This window comes from Chryseobacterium sp. BLS98, from assembly GCF_001045445.1.
Taxonomy (GTDB): Bacteria; Bacteroidota; Bacteroidia; order Flavobacteriales; family Weeksellaceae; genus Chryseobacterium.
Genome location: NZ_LFNF01000005.1, coordinates 457,347 through 478,761 on the forward strand (window position 1 = coordinate 457,347; position 21,415 = coordinate 478,761).

Genomic DNA, 21,415 nt, shown 5'->3' on the forward strand with positions numbered 1-21,415 from the left:
AGCCGGCCGGGGAACGAATTATTTTTTAGCTTCTTCTACAGAAACTTTTCTGAATTCTTTGAACAGTTTGCTAAGTTCCAAAGCTGATTTACGAGCTCTTGTACCTGCAGCTTTGTTTCCTTTTTCTGCTTGTTGGTTAGCCTCAGTTGCGAACGCTTCGAATTCAGCGTTAATTTTTTCAATTAGTTCTTTCATTATTTTTAAAATTTAGGCTGCAAATATAGGTTTTATGGTAATTCCAGCCTAACTGAGAAAGAAAAAGTTTGAGTTAAAATGTTATTTTTTTCTGCTATTTGACCATCCACCTGGTTTTCTTTACATTAAAATTAAAAATTCCGGGCTTTCTTTAAATTTTATAGGGCTTTGGAGGTGGAATCCAACTATTTTTCATTCATCAATCTGAGCTATTTATTTTTATTCCAAAGTTGCCGGTTCTTGAAATGCTGTACACCGTATTGTAATCTCAATTTTCTATAAAACTTTAAGCAAAAAACTGTAATGGCTAAATTAATGAAAACTGTATCCCTTTTGAATACAATAATCTTCTAAATTTGAATAAAAAAGATTCATGAATATAATTTCAAAATTTACTGTGGGTTCTGAAGAAGGCATTTCTGATCTTATAACCATTATCGATTCATCAGTTTATACCCTGCACAAAGAGCAGGTTCCGGAAGAAGATATCAAAAAATATATAGCTAATGATATTGATCCCAGAAAAATGATCAATGACCTGAATGATCTCTCCAACCAGCTTATTATTACCTATGCAGATGAAAAGCCTGCCGGATACGGCATTCTGAAAAGTGGCTCCACACATCCTGCCCTGCCTGAAGGAAAAAGAGCAACCGAAATTAGCTTTGCCATACTTCCCGAATTTGATTCTCCGGAAGTCAGAGAGTCACTTTGGAAAAAATGTCGTTCTGCAACCAGCTTTACGGATATCATATGGCTTAATATGATGACCCATGATCCCCTCTTGGAATTTTTTAAAGAATCAGGTTTTATTATTGTTGCTGATGCCACTGCCGGACCTTTCCAGCTTCCATCTTACATTTTGAGTCTGGAAATCAATAAAAATTAAACCTATAATTATCCACTATTATTATATAAAATAATAGAATAAAAGCGTTTTTGAAGGAATATTGAGAAAAACTATTATATTCATTATGATTACATTGCTTAAAAACAGGATTAAATCATACAGGTTTACTTATCTTTGATTTTTATAATTTTTAGATTATGAGCGACCAGCTAGAAACCATTGAGGATTACTACAAACGTGTACGAAACGAGCAGATCAAAATGTTTGATTCCGATGATTTTGAAACAGGAAAATCCCATTTCAATGTCTCAATGCGGAGATACTGCAGCTTTAAAAGCCCCTACAACCGCCGCGATTATTATAAAGTAAGCTTTATTATTGGGAAGGGAACTTTCCAGTATGGCCATCATAAGCTGTATATTGATCGCCCTGCTCTCTTTTTTCCTTCACCCAATATACCGTATTCCTGGGAATGTGAGGGGAATTTTCAGGAAGGATATTTCTGTCTGTTCAATCAGGAGTTTTTCAGTGGGAATACAGAATTCAACCTATTTAAAAAGACTTCTCTTTTCAAGGAATGGAGCAAGCCCATTGTATTTTTAACAGATGAACAGACCCAGCTGGCAACCCTTTATTTTGAACAAATGTATAAGCTGAATAACTCAACGTATCCGTTCCGCTGCAGCAGTATTAAAAGTCATCTTGCCTCTGTGATGCATCTTGCCCTGGAGAACCGTGTAGATGATATCCACCCTAATGAACTTCCGGCTAACATCCGCTTATACCGCTTATTTGATGAGCTTCTCAACAAGCAGTTTCCGTTGGATTCTCCAGCCTATCCTCTCGCTTTGAAGACAGCTTCTGATTTTGCCGACCATCTTAACGTGCACGTCAATCATTTGAATTCTTCAGTAAAATCGGTAACGCAGCTTACTACCACGCAGATCATCAAGGAAAGGGTATTTGAAGAATCCAAAAACCTCCTGAAATACACCAACTGGGATATTGCAGAAATAGGCTACACTCTTGGATTTGAACAGCCTTCCCACTTCAATAATTTCTTTAAAAAACATGCCGAAGTTTCACCTCTGAAATTTAAAAACGCATTTTAAATCTTTGATTTTTGTAATTTTTACTTTGTCTTTTAAAATTGATTTCCGGTATTCCTGATTTATTTTTGCATAGTAAAATAACGAATGATTATGTTATTGAAAGAAGCATCTGAAAAAAGAATCAGTTTAATAACCATTATGGCTTTTGTATCGATCCCTCTTTCCGGGTTCGTTACAGATATTTATTTGCCTTCCTTCCCGTCGATGGCAAAAGAAATGCATGTCTCTGAAAAAGATATCCAGATCACATTAACGTCTTATTTACTAAGCTACGGAATTTCACAGCTATTTGTAGGGGGAATTCTGGACAGTATCGGGCGCTACCGTCCAAAGCTTGTTGCCCTGTTCCTTCTGATCATCAGCAGTATTCTGATTACTATGACGGACAGTATTCTGCTGATCTGTCTGCTGCGTATTCTCCAGGGAGCTGCAGTTTCTGTATTGGTTGTCGCCACTAGGGCGATTTTCGTAGATCTTTATGATTCTGAAAAGGTAAAGCATTATCTGAGTTATTTCACGATTGTCTGGTCGTGTGGGCCCATCCTGGCCCCTTTTCTGGGAGGATACCTTGAAAAACTGTTTAACTGGCATGCCAATTTCTATTTTCTTGCTTTTTATGCAGGAATGCTGTTTTTGTTTGAATGGTTTTTCAGTGGAGAAAGTCTGCCGGAAAGGAAGAAACTCAATCTTTCAGAGAACATCAGTCTTTATAAGATGATGCTGAAAAACAGGATTTTTATGCTGGGGATCTTTATTTTAGGACTTAGCTACTCTATTGTAATGCTTTTCAACATTACAGGTCCTTTTATCATTGAAAATACCTTTCATTTTACCCCGGTTATTATCGGATACTGTACCCTTATATTAGGGTTTTCATGGATGATCGGCGGTTTTATAGGAAAAAGAAGGCTTAAGCTTGATTTTAAGGAAAGAATCTTACAGCCTATTATTTTACAGCTGATCCTGATTACGGGACTGATTGCCACCAGCTTTTATGCGGAGAGTCTGTTTATCATGGTTCCTTTTGCCTTTTTTATTCATATCTGTTCGGGAATCCTGTTCACTTCATTTTTTACCACAAGCATGCTGTATTTCCCTAAAAATGCAGGAACAGCCGGCGGCCTGATGGGTGGGTTGGTATATGTGATCACCTCTATCACAAGCTTTATAATTTCGGTAAGCGGAAACGTTACAGAACAGCAAGGCCTCGCGTGGCGCTATCTGGCAATTGCCGTTATACTTTTAGGAATTATCCTGGTGATGCACCAGGCTGTTAAAAAAGAACAAGCAGAGAGTTAATCTCTGCTTTTTTATTTATCCAGATCTATTCTTCGGTAAGCAGTTTACTTTTTAGGATGATGTTTTTAATTAAAGTTTCTTTACAGCATCAATAATCATTATTTTTTGGCATTTGATTTCCCAGAATGATCAGAAGCTGCAAAATGAATTAGCTTCGTCATTAAGTCAGTTATATTTTTTATTTCATGAAAGTAAGAAATATTCCGGTGATTTTTTAGGAGCGGTAAAAAAACTTGAACGATTTATTTTTCTATGGATAATTTCAGCTTATTTATTTATCCATTTTTTCAAAATAATTTTTCACATATTTTAAATATTTCCCATTAAAGAGTATTATACCTTAAAACAAAGGCTTTATTATCAGATATATAATTTTGCTTTTCAGATATTTACAAAAAATTTAATATTAAATTTTGTTTCTAAATATTTTTTTATTTCCTTTGCTAGGGATATAAAAATTCTAAAATAAAAAACTAATAACCAATAACATGAGCTTTAAATTTCTTTGGCTTGCATTTTTTTGCTACTTACCGGAATTTATATTTTCTCAAAACTATTCTATAAGAGGAAGAAGTGTTGAGGAAAATAAAGCAATTGCTTATGCTTCATTAGTTCTTAAAAAAGATTCAGTAATAATCTCAGAAATCATATCCGACAGTATCGGCAACTATAAGTTCAGTAATCTTACTTCGGGACATTATACTCTTTACGGAAGTTATCTAGGAATTAATATCCAAAAAGAAATTAACCTTACACAAAATCTGATACAGGACATAAACTTTCCTTCCGGAACCAACCAGATAGAGGAAGTAAGGATGACAGGAAAAAAGGCTTTGATCGAGAGAAAAGTTGACCGTTTGATCTTCAATGTGGAAAATTCCACTGCTGCTGCGGGAGGTGACGTAATGGATGTTCTGAGAGTCGCTCCAAGAGTGAAGGTTCAGAATGACCAGATCTCAATGGTTGGTAAAAGCGGCTTATCCGTTATGGTGGATGAAAGAATCATCCAGCTTACCGGTGATGATCTCATCAATTATCTAAAAACCATAAAGTCTGAAAATATAAAGAGTATTGAAATCTTTACCCTGCCGCCTTCCAAATATAATGCAGAAGGAAACAGCGGAATCGTCAATATAAAAACGAAAAAGGCAAAATCCAATTCATGGAATGGGAATATCAGTACTACTTATAAGCAGGCAACATATGCTATAGGTTCAGGTTCTGCATCATATAACATGAAAAAAGACAAAATAACATTAAGCAGCTCGGTTTCATACATATACGGTTCGCTGGGTCCTGTAGAAAGCAATAAAATTTACTATCCGGACTTGATATGGCAAGAAACAAATAACAGAAAGGACCGGACTAATTCCGCTTCATTCAACCTGGGGCTGGATTATGAAATCTCCAAAAAATGGTCTATGGGATTTGTATTCAACCATGCCAATAACAAACCTGTCGTATTTGACAACAATACAAGTCAGCTGACTGATACAGCAGGCCGTACCATAGATTCACTTTTTATAACAACAGGTAGAAATGAAAGAAAAAGAATTTCCAACCAGTTAAACTATCATGCTGTTTATTTGATGGATTCTGTAGGTCGAAAGCTTTCATTTGATTACGACTTTTTTAATTATGTCAATGATTCTTATCGACCGTTTAATACAATAAAAACATTCTCGGGAAATTCGGTTCCTTTAACTTCTGCCATTAATAAAGGGGAACAGAATATCCGCAATAATTCCATCAATATCGATATGGAGCATCCGCTGGAGTGGATCAAGTTAAACTATGGCGCTAGAGCATCTTTTATCACAACTGAAAATGATTTTAAATACTTCAAGGTTAACGATAATAACACTGAACTTGATACTAATCAAAGTAATCTTTTCAACTATACAGAAAACACACAGTCGTTATATTTTTCAGGGTATAAAAAGATAGCTGATGAATGGGAAATTAAATTAGGAATGAGAATGGAAAACACTCAGACCGAAGGTATTTCCGCAACATTACAGGAAAGAAACAAAATGAAATTCACTAAATTTTTCCCAACTCTGTATGTTGTATACACCCCTAATAAAGACAATTCCCTTTCCATTAATTATGGAAGACGGATCCAAAGACCTTCCTATAATTTTTTAAATCCTTTCCGATGGATAACCTCACCATATATGTACTCAGAAGGAAATCCTTTTTTACAGCCTTCATTTACCGATAATATCGAATTGGGATACAGCTATAAAAATAATTATAACACAAATCTGTATTTTACTTATATAGATAAAGGTTTCGGGCAGGTTACATTTTTAGATTCAAGTACAAATATTCAGCGTATATATCCGATTAATTATTTAGTGAACAAAACGTTAGGTCTCAACCAGACATTTTCGATAAATCCTGTTTCCTGGTTAAGCGCTAATTTAATTGTTGATGTTTATTACAGTTATGCAAAGTCTGAGGTTGAAGCATTACTCCCATCACTAAAAGGCTGGAATGGTGAATTTACTTTCAACACAGATATTATTTTTAATAGAAACAAAACTTTTTTTGCAAACATTAATTTTTTATATGTCACAGCAGGAACACTGGGCCTTGATAAAAATACAGCTTATAATCAACTTGATATTTCACTTAAAATGCTCTTGCTAAACAAAAAGCTTGTTTTGTCTCTGCATTTAAACGATATACTCAGCTCCAACCGTCCTACATATACAACATATACCAACTCGATTAAAAATTCAATTACCAATTATTACGATGACAGATTTGTAAGGCTTTCAATGTCTTACAATTTTGGAAAATCTTTCAGTAATAAGATGAGAAAAGAAAAAAATACTGAAGAATTTAATCGGGTCAGATAAAGATATTTCTTGCAAGAAAAGACCCATAAGAGCTCCATGTCTATAAACTACAGCTCATAATTTTAATTTTAAATTTTATAACAATGAAAAACAAATCATTCAACGCAAAGAGTTTTCTAAATGCAAAAACTTTGTCACCACTAGACGAAAGCAAAATCAGAGGCGGATTATCTGCTGACGGAGTAAAGGTAAGTGTTAAAGAAACTGTTAAAGAAACAGTTACTGAGACTAACTAATCAGCTTTATATTCAGGGCAATAGAATCTTATATTCTATTGCCTTTTTATATTTATACTCAAATCAAAAAACAAAATAAAACTATGAACCTGGATAAACAATGGTGGGAAAATTTTACCCAGACCAATCAAAATTTTAGGAAAACATGTGTTATTAATAATGTTCTTTCTGCAGAAGAGGTTGAAGATCTGACTAATGCAATAAACGAAGCGTTGCTTGAAAAGCTGAAATCCGGAGAAAAGGGAGGGTTTCGTTTATATTTCCCCGAGGAAAACGCTGCCAAAGTAAACAATAAGTATAAGGACAAGATGTTTACGGATCATCCTCAGCCTGGTGAAACACTACAGGAGTATTTTAAAAGATCCTTTGGTCAGAAATTCGGTATCATATTTAATGCAGCGGAAAGATATTCCCCATATATTGCTGAAAAATTAATGATGTTTACCAAACCGCTGATTGATGCCATCGGTTTACCAGCTGCCGGAATGCATGCTACAGTATTTATTGGAGATTACGGATGGACTCCCCTTGGCATACACCAGGATCACAAAGGAGCCAATGTTATTCATTTTCATCTGGGACCAGGTGAAAAAACCATGTATACCTGGGAAGAAAATAAGTATAAAGAGCTTACAGGAGGAAAGCAAAATAACCACGATATAACCCCGCTTTTAGAAGAAGCAGAGGTATATACTTTTGGGACCGGAGATTTATATTATATGCCATGGGATCAGTTCCATATCGGTAAGAATGATGAATACTCGATTGGTATTACTTTCTGGTTCAACAATCCAACCAAAGCCACTTATTTTGACAATGTGATGAATACTTTCTATACTCAATATATTGATGATAATAATGAAGAAGTAATTAATCCGCAGAAAGAGTATGCCGAAAACCCAACCACATTTGATGATGTGATGGGACTTTTTAAGTCTGATGAGATCATGAGCATGTCTGTAAAAGATTTTTTTCAGCGTATCCACTCAGATTATAAATACAGCCTTATCAGCAACCATGGATGGGAAAATACTCCGCAAACACGTAAGCAACTTGATCAATATGAAATTGATGATTACGATCACCTAAAATCGAAAACAATCAAAGCTCCTCAGCCATTTAAAATTATTTACGATAATTCAAACGAAGATTCATTTGTATTTTTTGTAAGGGGGTACAAAATGGAAATCAGAAAAAGCAATTTCCTTCCCGAAATCATTGATAAAATAAATTCGTTTCAACACATAAATACCGAGGATTTGCTTGCCAATATAAATTCCGAGTGGCCTGAAGAAGCAGGACTCTATTTCTTATCCATGATTTACGATAAAAGAGGATTCGATGTAATACATTAAGCAGCATTTTTATACTGTGAAGAGATTTTAATACCCGACATTAACTATGCATTTTATTCCACAAAAAGATCAGATGGATTGTGGACCAGCATGTCTTGCCATGATAGCAAGACATTATGGTAAATCTTATTCTTTAAACTATTTACGGGATCATTCTTTCATTTCCCGCGAAGGGGTCTCTTTATCAGGTATAAGTGAAGCTGCAAAATCTATCGGTATTGAATCCTCATCTTACTCCATTTCATTGGATGAGCTGAATCAGCATCAGAGTTGCCCCAGTATTATTCACTGGAATCAAAATCATTTTGTAGTACTTTACGCTATCAGAAAATCTCTGTTTACGGGAAAGAAAATATATAAAATTGCCGATCCTTCCCATGGATTGCTTTCATTATCTGAGGACAGGTTCAAAAAATCCTGGATATCAACAGATAATAAGGAGGGTATTGCTATGTATCTATTCCCTACCGATCGTTTTTTTTCTGCAAAAGGTCATGATGAAAAAGAATTATCCATATCATTTTTATATAAATACCTCGTACCTCACCGGAGTAAAATAGTATTATTATTTCTTTTACTGCTCGTAGGTACACTCATAACACTGATATTTCCGATTTTAACGCAAAAACTAATTGATGACGGGGTGGAGCCAAAAAATCTCGAGATCATTACCTATATTTTACTTGGCCAGCTTGCTTTTTTCCTTGGAAATATAGTCCTCAGTATCCTTAGAAACTGGATTCTTTTAGCAGTGGGAACTCAAATTAATATCCAGATTATCTCAGACTTTTTCAAAAAACTACTGTTGCTTCCGGTCAAATTTTTTGATACAAGAATGATGGGAGACTTCAATCAGCGGATTCAGGATCACGAGCGGATTGAGCAGTTTTTAACGTCACAAGGTATCACTACCCTCTTTTCAATCCTTGTCTTCTCTGTATTCTTCGGAGTGCTCTGGTTTTATGATTTCCGGATTCTTGTTGTCTATGTAACCCTTACTTTTTTATCTGTAATATGGTCTTTAATCTGGATGAAAAAGCGTAAATCTCTTGATTATTTCCGTTTTCAGCAGCAAAGCCAGAACCAGCAGTCTAATTTTGAAATATTAAACGGGGTTACCGAGCTTAAGATAAATCAGTATGAAACATTAAAACTCCGCCAGTGGGAAGAAATTCAGCACAAATTATATGACATCAATATGCGGATCCTTAAAAATGATCAGATACAGGTAGCAGGGTTCGACTTTCTGAATCAGTTAAAAAATATTCTGGTCACTTTTCTTGCCGCATCATTTGTTGTAAGCGGAAAAATGACATTAGGTGGACTTTTGAGCGTTTCTTACATTATAGGGCAGATGAACTCACCGGTCGCTCAGCTGATAGCCTTCTTCCGGTCTTTACAGGAAGCCAAATTAAGCTTATCGCGTCTGAATGAAGTTCAGGATCATCCCAATGAGGAACAAGCCAATTTAAAACCATTGGATTTAAATATATCAAACTATAACGGAACTGAAGCAAAAAAGGGAATCCGACTGAATAATATTTCATTCCAGTACGAAGGTCCAAAATCTCCTTTCGTATTAAAAGACATCGATATTTTTATCCCTGAAGGAAAAATTACAGCTATCGTAGGATCCAGCGGCAGTGGAAAGACAACGCTTATGAAACTGCTTTTAAGATTTTATGACCCCACAGCCGGCGAAATCTTATATAACGATGATAATATACTTTCGTTATCTCCCAAAAGTATCCGGGAAAACTGCGGAGTCGTGATGCAGGACGGCTATATTTTTTCAGATACTATAAAAAGGAATATTGCAACGGGTGATGAACATATTGATACGCAAAAGCTTCATAATTCAGCCCGGATTGCGAATATTGAATCTTTTATTCAAAGTAATCCGCTGGAATATGAAACCAAAATCGGAGCTTCAGGAAACGGGATATCGGGTGGGCAAAAGCAGCGAATTTTAATTGCAAGAGCGGTGTATAAAAATCCTCATTACATTTTTTTTGATGAGGCAACGAGCGCACTGGATGCGGATAATGAAAAAATCATACACAATAATCTTCAATCTTTTTTCAAGGATAAAACAGTGGTTATTATTGCCCACCGTCTGTCAACGGTAAAAAATGCGGATCAGATTATTGTTTTAAAAGACGGGCAGGTTTCCGAGCTGGGACACCATAACTATTTGGTGGAAAAGAAAGGAGAATATTTCAGCTTGGTTAAAAACCAACTGGAACTGGGAGCATAAAATCGTATACCATCTTGCTTTCCGCGTTACATTATATTGATAAAAATATTTTTACAGATTTTCATAGGTCTGATCGACTAAAAACGATACTGCTTTTTTTATTTTTTCGCGTCCTTCGGGTGTATTCAGATCGATACCGCAGAAAATACTGCCATTTACTGAAGCATACATATTAAGATAATAAAGTCCTGAAACCATAATCGCCGCTATTGCGCGAAAATCCCAGGAGCGTTCACCAAAATAAGGGTCAATAATCAGCTTCAAAAGACTTTCTCCGCTTTCCTCCTGCATATTAGTCAGTTTCGTTAAAGATTTCCTGGATTCAGATAAACGCCAGAGCAACAGCTTCTGAAATTCTTTATTAGTATGTACATAGTCAAATTGCTGAAGTAACATTTTTTCCATAAAAAACTTTCCGCCATCTCCGATATCCGGCATTATCTGATCGGTAGTTACATTACTCCAATAGTCTTGTGACCTGATGTATTCATCCATCAGTCCATCCATTCCGCCAAAGTAGGTGTAAATCATTTTTTTATCTACTCCTGCAACGGCTGCAATATCATTTACTTTCAATGCTGCATATCCTTTCGATTTCAGAATTTTTCCAACGGCATCCAAAAACTTTTTTTTACTGCGCTCCTTGTTGCGGATACTGCCTGCTGCTGATTTTCTTTCCATTATTACAGATTCGATTATACAAGTTTAAGAAATTTTTAATTATTTTAGACACTTCATAGTGTCTTGTTTTGTATATTTGCACAAACTAAACCATTCTATATATATTTTTAAAAACTATTTATGTTTTGAAAACAACTAATGATGAGGTATTTAAAAAGGAAAAGTGATTATCATATACCATTTCAAATACCAAGTAAAGGTAAGAACACTAAATGTAAACAGCATCATTAAATGGTGCTGTTTTTTGTTTTTTTAAAACAAATACCCAATCCTCTTTATTTAAGTTAAACTTCAAAATCTACTGACACCCTCTTGTCACAACTTCACTTTAATTTTACAGAGTAATTTAAAATTTTAAAGAAATGAATTTGGTATCAATACGTATCATTACTTCCAGCACCGAAAGTTTAGTAGAATTTTATGAACAGATAACAGAAATTTCAGCAATACGGTACACCCCGGATTTTGCTGAACTGAAAACCCAAAATACTACTCTTGCTATCGGAAGTACTAAAACCCTGCAGTTTTTTGGCGGAGAAAGTGTGGCCCAACCTGCAGAAAACCGCACTGCAATAATAGAATTTCTAGTAAATGATGTAGATAAGGAATTTGAAAGGTTAAAGGATTTCCTGTCATCTAAAATTGTTCAAGAACCGACCGTAATGCCCTGGGGCAATAAATCATTGCTTTTCAGAGATCCTGATGGCAATCTGGTGAACTTCTTTACTCCGGCCACAAAAGAATCAATAGAAAAATTTACGGCTGGAAATGAGTGAATATTGCTAAAATAAAGCGAGAATATACCTTAATCCCGTTCAATAATTTGAATTTATATTCTTAAAACAAAAGTGACCATTTAGCAAATGGCCACTTTTATTGATCTGGTCAGCTGAAGGTATTAACTTAATAGAAAAATATATTTTTATATAAATGATTTGGTATTCATTAATGATCAAAATAGCAATACCCAGACACCGGACCAGGTTATCTCGAAACCGAATATTCTTTCTTACTGGAAAAAACATCGATCATTACCTTTGCAATTCTTTCTTTTTCCTCATCAGAAAGATTGGATCCTGAAGGCAGACACAAACTGTTTCCGAACAGCTCCTCAGCTACTTTTCCTCCGTAATACGGCGCATCTTTGAATATCGGCTGCAGGTGCATCGGCTTCCAGATAGGCCGGGATTCTATATCATCTTTCAGAAATGCCAGACGCAGGTCTTCATAATTTTTGGATGTCTTTGTTTCGTCTATTGTAATAACAGACAGCCAGTGATTGCTATAAAAATCAGAGCTGGGTTCTGAAAATAATTCTACTCCTTCTAAATTTTCACAAAGTTCAGCGTAAAAGCTGTGTACGCTTCTGCGGCCTTCCACTCTTTCTTCCAAAACTTCCATCTGCCCGCGCCCGATTCCTGCACTGATGTTACTCATCCTGTAATTATACCCTATCTGAGAGTGCTGATAATGCGGGGCTTTATCTCTGGCCTGTGTAGAGAGAAATACAGCCTTGTCTTTATCTTCCTGGGAATGACACACCAATGCGCCTCCTCCTGAAGTTGTAATAATTTTGTTCCCGTTAAATGATAAAATACCAAAACGCCCAAAAGTACCACAAGCCTTTCCTTTATAGGTGGAACCCAACGATTCGGCAGCATCCTCAATTAAAGGAATATCATATTTTGCAGCAATTGATAAAATTTCATCCATTTTTGCAGGCATCCCGTAAAGGTTCACCACAATAATCGCTTTCGGTTTTTTACCTTTTGAAATCCTGTCTTCTATAGCTTCCTGTAAAGCTTCCGGACACATGTTCCAGGTATCTTTTTCGGAATCGATAAATACGGGAACAGCTCCCAGATAGACAATAGGATTAGCAGAGGCGGAAAAGGTCATCGACTGGCAAATAACTTCATCTTCAGGACCTACATTGCACTCAATTAATGCCAGGTGTAAAGCAGCGGTTCCTGCAGAAAGTGCAGCTACCTTAACATCTTCATTCAAGAATTTCTCCAGATCTCGTTCAAAACCATCAACATTCGGCCCTAAAGGTGCTACCCAGTTAGAGTCAAATGCCTCTTTGATGTACTTTAATTCGCTTCCTCCCAAATGGGGAGATGACAGCCATACTTTTGATTTCATATTTCTACTTTTACTATTCTATATTTTTAAACTTCTACTCTTTATTACTTTACCGGGATTGCCTACTACGGTAGAGCCATCCGGGACATCGCTAATAATAACAGCTCCTGCACCAATGGTGCACCACTTTCCAATTTCTATTCCCTGTATTACGCTGGCCCCAATACCAATATGGGTTCCTTCGCCTACATATACATTTCCAGCCAGTGCCACATTGGGAGAAATATGGACAAAATCTTCCAGAATGCAGTCGTGATCAATGGAAGCATTGGTATTGATAATACAGTGCTTTCCTATTTTTACAGCCGCATTTACAGTAACGCCAGGCATTGCAACAGTACCCTCCCCGATTTTTACCCTTTTGGATATAACCGTCCTGGGGTGGATAAGGGTAACATAATTAAACAGCTCTCCTTGGTTTACTATTCTTTTGCGCGTTTTATTATTTCCTATAGAAATAAGGATATCTATTTCATGCTGGGGAACCTCATGAAGAACAGGATAGCTTAACACCCTCTCCTTCAAAGGATTTTCATCGATATAAGCTTCAATTTTGTAACCGGTTTCTTCAGCTACTTCGGCTACAACTTTGCCATGACCACTTGCTCCGTATAAATACATATTCTAACTACATTTAAATTAATTACTCCCATTAAAAATTTCTGCAGTTGCCTGCCCTGCCTGGTTGATTCCTTCTTTTTTTATTACTTTTTTTAAAGTAAGAAGGACTACCCTGCAGTCTGTTTTAAATGACAAATGATCTATATACCATATGTCTAATTCAAATTTTTTAGTCCACGAAATAGCATTTCTTCCATTCACCTGTGCCCAGCCTGTAATTCCCGGCCGTATATTATGTCTGCGTTTTTGAGATTCATTATATAAAGGGAGATATTGTGGCAGCAGGGGTCTCGGACCTATAAGTGCCATGTCTCCTTTCAATACATTGATCAGTTGTGGAAGCTCATCCAGGGAAGTCTGACGGATAAAACTTCCAACAGGGGTCAAGCGTTCCGAGTCGGGCAGAAGATTGCCCTTTTTATCCTTCCTGTCATTCATCGTCTTAAATTTGATGATATGAAATATCTTTTCATTAAGTCCCGGTCTGGCCTGAAAAAAGAATGGTTTCCCCTGGTTGGCAAAATACAGCAGGATGGTAACCACAATAAAAACAGGCGATAATAAGATCAGTCCTATTAAAGCGATCAGAAAATCTATCATTCTTTTAAAAAACAATTTATACACGATATTCTCTTTCTTTAACCAGTTTATTGTATTCTCCTAACAAAGCTTCCCAAACCAATGACTGCTCATACCGGGACTGAATCATAGATCTTGCATTGATTTTCAATTGATCATAATAATTCTGATCCGACATCATTCTGGCCATAGCTTCTCCAAGCTTTTCACTATCTTTTACCGGAACAATTACTCCGTTTTGATTTTCTATAATAATTTCGTTGCATCCGTTGATATCTGAGACAATACTTGGCAGGCCCATCGCCCCGGCCTGTATCACTACATTAGGGAAACCTTCCCGATAACTTGGAAAAGTCAGCGCATGGGAAACCGCGAAATAAGGACGGACATCCTTCTGAAAACCTACAGAAAGGATATCGGGATTATTTTCTATTTCTTTCAGGGTATCCGGATGCAGCGGATCCATTTCCTGTTCCAAAGGGCCTACCAGTAATAATCTGGAGCGGCGCTGCGGGCTTTCTGTCTTCTTCAAAAGGGAGAACGCATCCACTAATTCATTAATTCCTTTATCTCCTACCAGACGGCCTACAAACACAAAAACAAAATCTGTATCCTGTATGTTCAGTTCTTTTTTTAAATTCTCTTTCTGCTCTTCAGTAATTTGTTCAGGTGAGAAATAATTCAGGTCGATTCCATTCACATTTCCGTTCCCAATTACTTTTAAGGGTTTTGTGGTGATCCTGTAGTTGATCAAATCCTTTTTAACCCCTTCTCCTTCAGGATAAATATGGGTAGCCGCCCAGCATAACAACTGATCCATGCTGATAAGAAGCTTCTGCACAGCACCTTTCCTTGTCGGAAAAATAAGCCCCGTAAAAGTGTGGATACGGATGGGCACACCTGCAATTTTACCTGCCAGCATGGTCAAAAGTCCGGCTTTTGGGGTGATGGAATGCACAATGACCGGTTTTTCAACTTTTAAAATTTTATACAATCGGCATAGAGAAACAAGGTCTTTCCAGGGACTGATTCCTCTTTCCATATTGACTTCAATCGTTTTTATACCTTCTCTCTGCCTCAGCTCTTCAAGCAACTGCCCTTCAGAAGTTATTCCCACAACTTCATAGAACTCATTGAGGAACCTTAACTGTCCTTTTAACAGAACATTTAAAGACAATGGTATGGTTGATGTCCGAATTAGTTTCATAATCAGTATAAGGATTGAATGTCTTTTAACAATCTGTTTCTGCTTTCTGTAACCAGGCTCATCGACTGGTCCAGCTTCGATTTTATATGATCGTATTCTGAAATGGCCTTATCAAACATATTGATCAGCAAATCAGGCTGCACATCCTGAATCTGAACCACATAATCGTCAAGATTAAAATCTCCCATGATTCCCAGCGCTTTATTACCTCCATACCCTATGGCAATGGAAGGAACCAGAGAAGTCAGTGAAAATATAATGGAATGAAAACGGGTTCCCACGAAAAAGTAGAAATTGGAATACACCGCTTTCAGTACATCGCAGGATAAGTTCTCATTGATCCAGATGATATCAGGATCCTGAATCTTCTCAAGTAAATCTCTTATGGCATTACGGTCATCTTCATGGGAATTAGGTCCTAATGATTGGTTACACAGCGCAACTTTATATCCTTTATCTAGCAAATGCTTTGTAAGGGCTACCACTGAATCTATATATTTTTTATACAGTGCTTCCGGATTCGAAAGTCCCGGGAAGCGCCATGGACGGATGGTAACTCCGACGATTTTGTCTTCTTTTTTCAGATTATATTTCTGCAATATTTTCAGTGCTTCTTCCTGGCTTCCTTTTTCCAGGAAAAATCCAAGGTCCATTTCTACTGGGATATTTTTACCCAGTAATGCGCCTAAACTTTTTGAAGAAACATTTTCACGTGCATAAACCAAATCCAGCTGGTTGAATACTGTGCGTACCTGTTGTTTAACCGTCAGCCCAATAAAAGGCCCATATGAATTGGGCAGGAAAACAACTTTTTTGCCTAATGCTTTGGCAAGCCTTACATAAAACAAGAAATACCACATTAGGTAAGGTGCTGTTTTTTCGCCGTAAGCATGAATAAACCCTCCTCCTTTTACAAAAATGGTTTTTGCTTCGTGAAACTGTTTAACCGTCTGGTAAGTCTTATCATCAAAGTTTTTCTTTACTTTTTCCAGGTCATTGCATATTTTAATAAGATACCTGGTATTTTTAAAATCCATTCCTGCATTTCTAATCTGCTTTAAAAGCTCAAGTTTGGATTCTTTTATATGCTGGTCGGCCTTGTGCTGCCCTCTTCTGGGATGCTTTAAAATATTGGCTAATAACTTAAAACCATGATCTTCGGACTGTTTGCACAATAATGCTCTTTCTTCTTCATTTTCGCCTGCATCCAGTATATATACTTCATCATAAAGTCCGGTATCCTTTGCCAGCCTCCAGCTTTCCCAGACCAATGCCTGATCTCCTTTATTCAAATCCGTTACTCCCGGTACTATTATAGCATTATTCATTCTATATCAATTTTCCTTGTTTAATCCTGTGTGTATTTTGCTTTACCTTGCGGCTGATGTATACGTTCAGCAATATGCCAAAAGGAACGGCTATGAACGTATAGAACTTATTGGGTGAGCCTTTGAAAAAATTCCATTTTTTGGCAAAAAGACAAGAGGATATATAGTGTATTGAGTTCTTCAGTACTACTTTTTTATTAATCCCATACTTCATTTTTATTTTTCTGTATTCAATAAATGAGTTGGGGCTGTCTTTGTATCTTTTATACAATCCGTTGGACAATCCGTCCTGCTGGTATTCTATGATACAATATATTTCGTTCGAAAGAAGAAATTTATGATTCTGGTCAATCAGGGTAAAGATCCAGCTGACCTCATGAAAGATTTCGTTTTCAAAATAGGGATACGGGAGGTACTTTTTGTATACTTCCGTATCAAAAATATATTTTTTGTCACCTTTGATTTTGTAGAGGTCTACCAATTCCGAATAGGTGGATTCTTTTACATCAGGTAATTGCTCGCCAGCTACAGATCCGTCTTCATAAGCATCCAGACCGATAATTCCGGCAGAATTGTCTTTTTTATTGGCCTTCCAAAATCTCAGTATTTTTTCAACGGCATCATCCGGCATATAATCATCTGAATCGATGCATGTAAACAGTTCAGTATCAATATAGTTTAATGCTAAAATCTGAGCTGCCAGCTTTCCTTTATTCTTCTGATAGTAGTATTGTATCTCTATTTTGTCTTCTTCTATCCATTGCTGAACCTGTCCGGAAGTACGATCACCGGAGCCGTCATCCACAATGATCCATTTGAAATCAGAATTACTTTGATTGCACAAAGAGTTATAAAGTCTTGCTAAAGTCTTTTCTCTGTTAAAAGTTGGTGTAAAAATGGTGATAGACTTCATGATGTACCCAATTTTTTAAAGATTTTATCAAACTCTTCTACCTGGTTTTTCTTATCATAATTATTGACGATCAATGCTTTCCCATTACCGGCAATAAAATTATACAGGCCTCTGTCATCATACAGTTTACAGATATACTCATAATAATCATCTACATTATTATGGGTAGCGATATAGCCTGTAAAATTGTGCAGTATATAATCTGTTACTCCGCCCACCGGATTGGCAATAACAGGTATTTCAAATGCCAAAGCTTCCATGATTACACGGGGTAACCCTTCAGTATCGGATGGATGAATGAGAATGTCACTGCTTTTAAAAATGCTGTATGGATCTTTTTGATTAAGCAGAATTTCTACATGATTATCAAGTTTATACTGGCTAATCTCTGTACGGATCTTATTTAAAAAATTCTCTGAAACAGGGGTATCGTATACAGCTCCCATCAGGATGATTTTAAAATTAATGTTATTATCCTTTAATCTTCTGGCTAAAGAAATTGACAGATCCTGCCCTTTTGCCGGTAAAAAACCACCACAATGTAAAATCACCACAGGATCGCCTTCTTTATGCGCTCCTCTTTCTTTTTTGTATTGTTCAACTTTCGTTAAATCAATCGCATTGGGTACAACAAATATTTTTTCTAAAGGAGCTAAACCTCCTGTATAAATTGCCTGTCTTGTGGATTGGGATACCCCGATAAAATAATCGGAATTATACTTGAACATTAGCTTTTTGAAAAAGCCTATCGAATTATAAGCGAACCAGCCCCTTGCAAAATAAGCGATCTTATAGTCTTTCCCCTTCTTTAAAATCGAATTGGTTTTTATATTGTTGATAATAACCACATCCGGTTTAAAGGTGTTCTGAAATTTTTTAAATTCTTTTTTCAGCTTCACCCAATCCAATAAAAAAGAAATAATATTCATCCCTATTTTAAAGGGATTTTTGGTACTAAAAATCGCAATAGGGTTATCATTTTTCTTTAAAATCTGTATTGGGATTTTATTGGCCTGTACATCTTCTACAAACTCGCTGCAACTGCCCCAGAAATCTACGATAACCGAATTATGCCCCTCTTCATTTAGTCGTTTCGCCAATTCTATGGTACTTTTACGAGCACCACCATGAATTTGAACGGCTTCAAGGAAAATTATATTCATTTTATATCACTTTCATTATTGTTATATAATTGATAAAAATTGAGTTATAAGTTTTTTTTAAAGCTAAGTTTCACATGAATCAACAACCATCATATCTCCAGAGCAAAAAGCCTGAAAATGTTATGATTATTTTCAATAATTAAAATGATTTTTCTTCAGATCTGTGTGTGCAGATATTAATAGCGATGCAACAAAAAATTATCTTTAAAATAATGCAATTATTTAATTAATTTATTATAATAATCACATTATGAATGAATTTTCTCCTACATAAAACAAATATACAAAAAAATAATATGTCACAAATATTTGAATCAAAGATTATTTTCAATAACTTAAGCAAAAAATGAAAATTTACACTCAAATATTAAATTTATGTGAACTCATTTAAAAAATTCCGAACAATTTCATATTCCAGATTTACGTGAGATTCGTTCCAATTGAGGGCTGTATCGAAGAATCCCTGACATCTGTCATAAACATACGGCTGAAACCCATAACTGATTTCTACCATTAATGGCCGGTCTTCAGAATCAAATATAAAATCGTACGCAACGCATATCATTTTCAGCTGCCGGGCAGTTTTGAAAGCAATATCCACTGCTTCAAGATTAAATTTCCCCGGTGCAAATTCCAGCATACCACTGCCGGAAGCCCTGAAATCATTATCCCTGGTATTTCTTTTCAGATAATAGCACTTATCCCCAATTACAATAAGTCTTATATCATAAGTCAGTCCCGGGATAAACTCCTGGAAATAGACATAATTTCTCTGTTTTGGAAAAACCTTGTATTGTTTGTCTACAAAAATCCCTTTAAAACCCCATTTCAGGACCCTAAGGAAATTATGTGTTGTCTTCTGTCTCCAGAATCTTTCGATTGTATCGGTAAAAACGGTCCAGGAATCAAATGCAGCGAACCCGCGGCCAAATGCCTGATTTACAATTTTCCTTGCCTGGCTTTTCGTTTTAACAAGCTTTACATTAATAGATCCTGCCCCACCTTTTAATTTGAAGACTTTCGGAAAGGATGTCTTTTCTACATAATCTTCCGCTTCTTTCTTATGGTAAAAAACATCTGCCTTTACCAATGGCACCCCGAGAGCCTCAAGAAGGTACTTCTGAGCCACTTTATCATCAAAATGCCAATAGGCATCCTCACTTGGGAAAGTCTTTACACCGATTTGACTAATGGATCTGAACAGAGTTCTTGCATGCAGCATATCTTCATAATAATTCTGGTTGAAATGCCACATAAAGTGGGTTACCTTATGTTCTTTAACCTGCGCAATGATATCATTATCAAAGGCATTTATTAGGACATAAGGGATATTTTTCTCTTCCAGATACCCGATCCAGCGATCGGAAAAACTTCCTTTACGGTGATGTATTGCTATCTTCATTTCTTCTTTCTAAAAAATTTATAAAATAATCCTCCACCCATTACACATCTGGCTAATGACAAATTAATAGCAGCTCCCAAGACAGAGTAAAAATGAATCAGGGGATAGGCCAAAATAAAACCTAAAACAGAGGCAAACAAGGTATTCGTCATGACTAATTTATCCTGGCGGTGAACAATAAAATAATTGAGCCCGAAAATATTATAGAGGGTATAACCGAACAATCCTATAGCCAGTATCAACAGTATCCAAAATGCATTTTCGTAGTTCACATTCAGATACCAGAAGATTAATTTATTAAAAACCAGCACTCCGATGATCATGATGCTTATAGTGATCAGCATCATATTTTTATACCACTGGAAAGCATCTTTTTTGCGGTTTAAGAAAGGGAAGAACACACGGGAAAGGATTTCAATCAGGGTAACGATAAGATTCACTACCGTTAAAATAGCCTGATAGATTCCTACCAGCTTCGGCGTTCCTAAAATTCCCAGCAGGAAAGTACTCGTATTATTATACAGATTAGGCACAAACTGGTTGATGAAAATCGGCGAGTTCGTTTTTATTGTTTTTATAATCAGTTTATAAGGCAGGAAAATGAATTTCAGCTTATATTTCTTTACCAGCACATATTGCCCCACTAATCCAGCTCCTACATAACCTGCGCTTTGCAGCAGAGGATAGATCCAGAAGTCGCTTTCTTTTTTAATAAAAATGAAAACACACAGGGTAAAAAACAGCTTAATCCCCAGATTCAGATAGGTGATATAACGCATTTTTTCAATACCCTGGAAGAACCATTCCGGGAACAATACATAACCTAACAAAAGAAGGCTTGTATAAAAATAAATTTCTTTATTTTCGTAAAAAGGTGGATACAGAAAGACTGCAATGGCAATAATAAGCCACGAAAGCAGCAGGAAAAGAGTTTTAATCGTTAAAACTTTACTGTAAATAATATTGAGCTTTTTCGGACTGTCCCGGTAAATAGCCACATCGCGGGTAGCCGTGATCCTGAAACTGAAATCCGTTAAAGCCGTAAAATAAGCAATAAGGGATGCTGAAAAAACAATAACTCCGTATTTTTCAAATCCTATTACCCTTAAAATATAAGGCAGGGTAACCAATGGCAGCAACATTCCTATTAACTGCAATGCAGATAACGAAACGAAGTTTTCCAACAGCGCCTTTTTGTCTTTAGT

General features: G+C 36.2%; 19 protein-coding genes. 8 read left to right on the forward strand and 11 right to left on the reverse strand.

Features of this window, described 5'->3' with window-relative positions:
- Positions 1 to 18: 18 nt before the first annotated feature.
- Entirely contained in the window at positions 19 to 195 is a 177-nt protein-coding gene (locus ACM40_RS19470) for a histone H1 (RefSeq protein WP_040994607.1), read from the reverse strand.
- Between the two features lie 373 nt (positions 196 to 568).
- Here ACM40_RS19470 and ACM40_RS19475 point away from each other — a divergent pair, with 373 nt between their 5' ends.
- From ACM40_RS19475 to ACM40_RS19505, 7 genes are all read left to right on the forward strand, one after another.
- A complete protein-coding gene (locus tag ACM40_RS19475) occupies positions 569 to 1,084 on the forward strand; it encodes a hypothetical protein (protein ID WP_048504429.1) in 516 nt (171 codons plus the stop codon).
- 158 nt (positions 1,085 to 1,242) lie between these two features.
- The gene (locus ACM40_RS19480; RefSeq protein WP_048504430.1) at positions 1,243 to 2,157 is read left to right on the forward strand and encodes a helix-turn-helix domain-containing protein; all 915 of its coding nucleotides are present in this window, start codon (positions 1,243 to 1,245) and stop codon (positions 2,155 to 2,157) included.
- A 90-nt stretch (positions 2,158 to 2,247) separates the two neighbouring features.
- Positions 2,248 to 3,456, forward strand: a complete 1,209-nt coding sequence (locus ACM40_RS19485; protein WP_048504431.1) for an MFS transporter — start codon at positions 2,248 to 2,250, stop codon at positions 3,454 to 3,456.
- Positions 3,457 to 3,944: 488 nt separating this feature from the next.
- Complete coding sequence (locus tag ACM40_RS19495) at positions 3,945 to 6,323, forward strand: TonB-dependent receptor domain-containing protein (protein WP_048504433.1); 2,379 nt, start codon at positions 3,945 to 3,947, stop codon at positions 6,321 to 6,323.
- A gap of 83 nt (positions 6,324 to 6,406) precedes the next feature.
- Complete coding sequence (locus ACM40_RS20695; protein WP_155859094.1) at positions 6,407 to 6,559, forward strand: hypothetical protein; 153 nt, start codon at positions 6,407 to 6,409, stop codon at positions 6,557 to 6,559.
- A gap of 83 nt (positions 6,560 to 6,642) precedes the next feature.
- Positions 6,643 to 7,914: a hypothetical protein gene (locus tag ACM40_RS19500; RefSeq protein ID WP_048504434.1), complete on the forward strand. Its 1,272-nt coding sequence runs from the start codon at positions 6,643 to 6,645 to the stop codon at positions 7,912 to 7,914.
- Between the two features lie 46 nt (positions 7,915 to 7,960).
- Positions 7,961 to 10,171, forward strand: a complete 2,211-nt coding sequence (locus ACM40_RS19505) for a peptidase domain-containing ABC transporter (protein ID WP_048504435.1) — start codon at positions 7,961 to 7,963, stop codon at positions 10,169 to 10,171.
- A gap of 51 nt (positions 10,172 to 10,222) precedes the next feature.
- On the opposite strand, the gene ACM40_RS19510 is transcribed toward ACM40_RS19505, so the two are convergent.
- Entirely contained in the window at positions 10,223 to 10,852 is a 630-nt protein-coding gene (locus ACM40_RS19510; protein WP_048504436.1) for a TetR/AcrR family transcriptional regulator, read from the reverse strand.
- Between the two features lie 362 nt (positions 10,853 to 11,214).
- On the opposite strand from ACM40_RS19510, the gene ACM40_RS19515 reads away from it, so the two are divergent.
- Complete coding sequence (locus tag ACM40_RS19515) at positions 11,215 to 11,628, forward strand: VOC family protein (protein WP_048504437.1); 414 nt, start codon at positions 11,215 to 11,217, stop codon at positions 11,626 to 11,628.
- Between the two features lie 208 nt (positions 11,629 to 11,836).
- Here the strand turns inward: ACM40_RS19515 and ACM40_RS19520 are convergent, their stop codons facing one another.
- From ACM40_RS19520 to ACM40_RS19560, 9 genes are all read right to left on the reverse strand, one after another.
- Positions 11,837 to 12,997 (reverse strand): aminotransferase class I/II-fold pyridoxal phosphate-dependent enzyme, encoded by a 1,161-nt coding sequence (locus ACM40_RS19520; protein WP_048504438.1) that lies wholly within the window; start codon positions 12,995 to 12,997, stop codon positions 11,837 to 11,839.
- A gap of 18 nt (positions 12,998 to 13,015) precedes the next feature.
- Complete coding sequence (locus tag ACM40_RS19525) at positions 13,016 to 13,618, reverse strand: acetyltransferase (protein ID WP_048504439.1); 603 nt, start codon at positions 13,616 to 13,618, stop codon at positions 13,016 to 13,018.
- A gap of 18 nt (positions 13,619 to 13,636) precedes the next feature.
- A complete protein-coding gene (locus ACM40_RS19530; protein ID WP_048504440.1) occupies positions 13,637 to 14,242 on the reverse strand; it encodes a sugar transferase in 606 nt (201 codons plus the stop codon).
- The gene (locus ACM40_RS19535; RefSeq protein ID WP_048504441.1) at positions 14,235 to 15,404 is read right to left on the reverse strand and encodes a glycosyltransferase family 4 protein; all 1,170 of its coding nucleotides are present in this window, start codon (positions 15,402 to 15,404) and stop codon (positions 14,235 to 14,237) included. Before ACM40_RS19535 ends, ACM40_RS19530 begins: the two co-directional genes overlap by 8 nt.
- A gap of 2 nt (positions 15,405 to 15,406) precedes the next feature.
- Entirely contained in the window at positions 15,407 to 16,732 is a 1,326-nt protein-coding gene (locus ACM40_RS19540) for a polysaccharide pyruvyl transferase family protein (protein WP_048504442.1), read from the reverse strand.
- Between the two features lies 1 nt (position 16,733).
- On the reverse strand, positions 16,734 to 17,645 hold the full coding sequence (locus ACM40_RS19545; protein WP_048504443.1) for a glycosyltransferase family 2 protein: 912 nt from the start codon (positions 17,643 to 17,645) through the stop codon (positions 16,734 to 16,736).
- Positions 17,642 to 18,808 carry a glycosyltransferase family 4 protein gene (locus ACM40_RS19550; RefSeq protein ID WP_048504444.1) on the reverse strand — a complete coding sequence of 389 codons (1,167 nt, stop codon included), beginning with the start codon at positions 18,806 to 18,808 and terminating at the stop codon, positions 17,642 to 17,644. Before ACM40_RS19550 ends, ACM40_RS19545 begins: the two co-directional genes overlap by 4 nt.
- Positions 18,809 to 19,181: 373 nt before the next feature.
- Positions 19,182 to 20,210, reverse strand: a complete 1,029-nt coding sequence (locus tag ACM40_RS19555; protein ID WP_048504445.1) for a RimK family alpha-L-glutamate ligase — start codon at positions 20,208 to 20,210, stop codon at positions 19,182 to 19,184.
- Positions 20,207 to 21,394, reverse strand: a complete 1,188-nt coding sequence (locus ACM40_RS19560; RefSeq protein ID WP_262483729.1) for an oligosaccharide flippase family protein — start codon at positions 21,392 to 21,394, stop codon at positions 20,207 to 20,209. Before ACM40_RS19560 ends, ACM40_RS19555 begins: the two co-directional genes overlap by 4 nt.
- Between the last annotated feature and the right edge of the window lie 21 nt (positions 21,395 to 21,415).

Coding starts and splice junctions, on each gene's coding strand:
- ACM40_RS19470 (WP_040994607.1), bottom strand. CDS start 195: ATGAAAGAACTAATTGAAAAAATTAACGCTGAATTCGAAGCGTTCGCA.
- ACM40_RS19475 (WP_048504429.1), top strand. CDS start 569: ATGAATATAATTTCAAAATTTACTGTGGGTTCTGAAGAAGGCATTTCT.
- ACM40_RS19480 (WP_048504430.1), top strand. CDS start 1,243: ATGAGCGACCAGCTAGAAACCATTGAGGATTACTACAAACGTGTACGA.
- ACM40_RS19485 (WP_048504431.1), top strand. CDS start 2,248: ATGTTATTGAAAGAAGCATCTGAAAAAAGAATCAGTTTAATAACCATT.
- ACM40_RS19495 (WP_048504433.1), top strand. CDS start 3,945: ATGAGCTTTAAATTTCTTTGGCTTGCATTTTTTTGCTACTTACCGGAA.
- ACM40_RS20695 (WP_155859094.1), top strand. CDS start 6,407: ATGAAAAACAAATCATTCAACGCAAAGAGTTTTCTAAATGCAAAAACT.
- ACM40_RS19500 (WP_048504434.1), top strand. CDS start 6,643: ATGAACCTGGATAAACAATGGTGGGAAAATTTTACCCAGACCAATCAA.
- ACM40_RS19505 (WP_048504435.1), top strand. CDS start 7,961: ATGCATTTTATTCCACAAAAAGATCAGATGGATTGTGGACCAGCATGT.
- ACM40_RS19510 (WP_048504436.1), bottom strand. CDS start 10,852: ATGGAAAGAAAATCAGCAGCAGGCAGTATCCGCAACAAGGAGCGCAGT.
- ACM40_RS19515 (WP_048504437.1), top strand. CDS start 11,215: ATGAATTTGGTATCAATACGTATCATTACTTCCAGCACCGAAAGTTTA.
- ACM40_RS19520 (WP_048504438.1), bottom strand. CDS start 12,997: ATGAAATCAAAAGTATGGCTGTCATCTCCCCATTTGGGAGGAAGCGAA.
- ACM40_RS19525 (WP_048504439.1), bottom strand. CDS start 13,618: ATGTATTTATACGGAGCAAGTGGTCATGGCAAAGTTGTAGCCGAAGTA.
- ACM40_RS19535 (WP_048504441.1), bottom strand. CDS start 15,404: ATGAAACTAATTCGGACATCAACCATACCATTGTCTTTAAATGTTCTG.
- ACM40_RS19540 (WP_048504442.1), bottom strand. CDS start 16,732: ATGAATAATGCTATAATAGTACCGGGAGTAACGGATTTGAATAAAGGA.
- ACM40_RS19545 (WP_048504443.1), bottom strand. CDS start 17,645: ATGAAGTCTATCACCATTTTTACACCAACTTTTAACAGAGAAAAGACT.
- ACM40_RS19550 (WP_048504444.1), bottom strand. CDS start 18,808: ATGAATATAATTTTCCTTGAAGCCGTTCAAATTCATGGTGGTGCTCGT.
- ACM40_RS19555 (WP_048504445.1), bottom strand. CDS start 20,210: ATGAAGATAGCAATACATCACCGTAAAGGAAGTTTTTCCGATCGCTGG.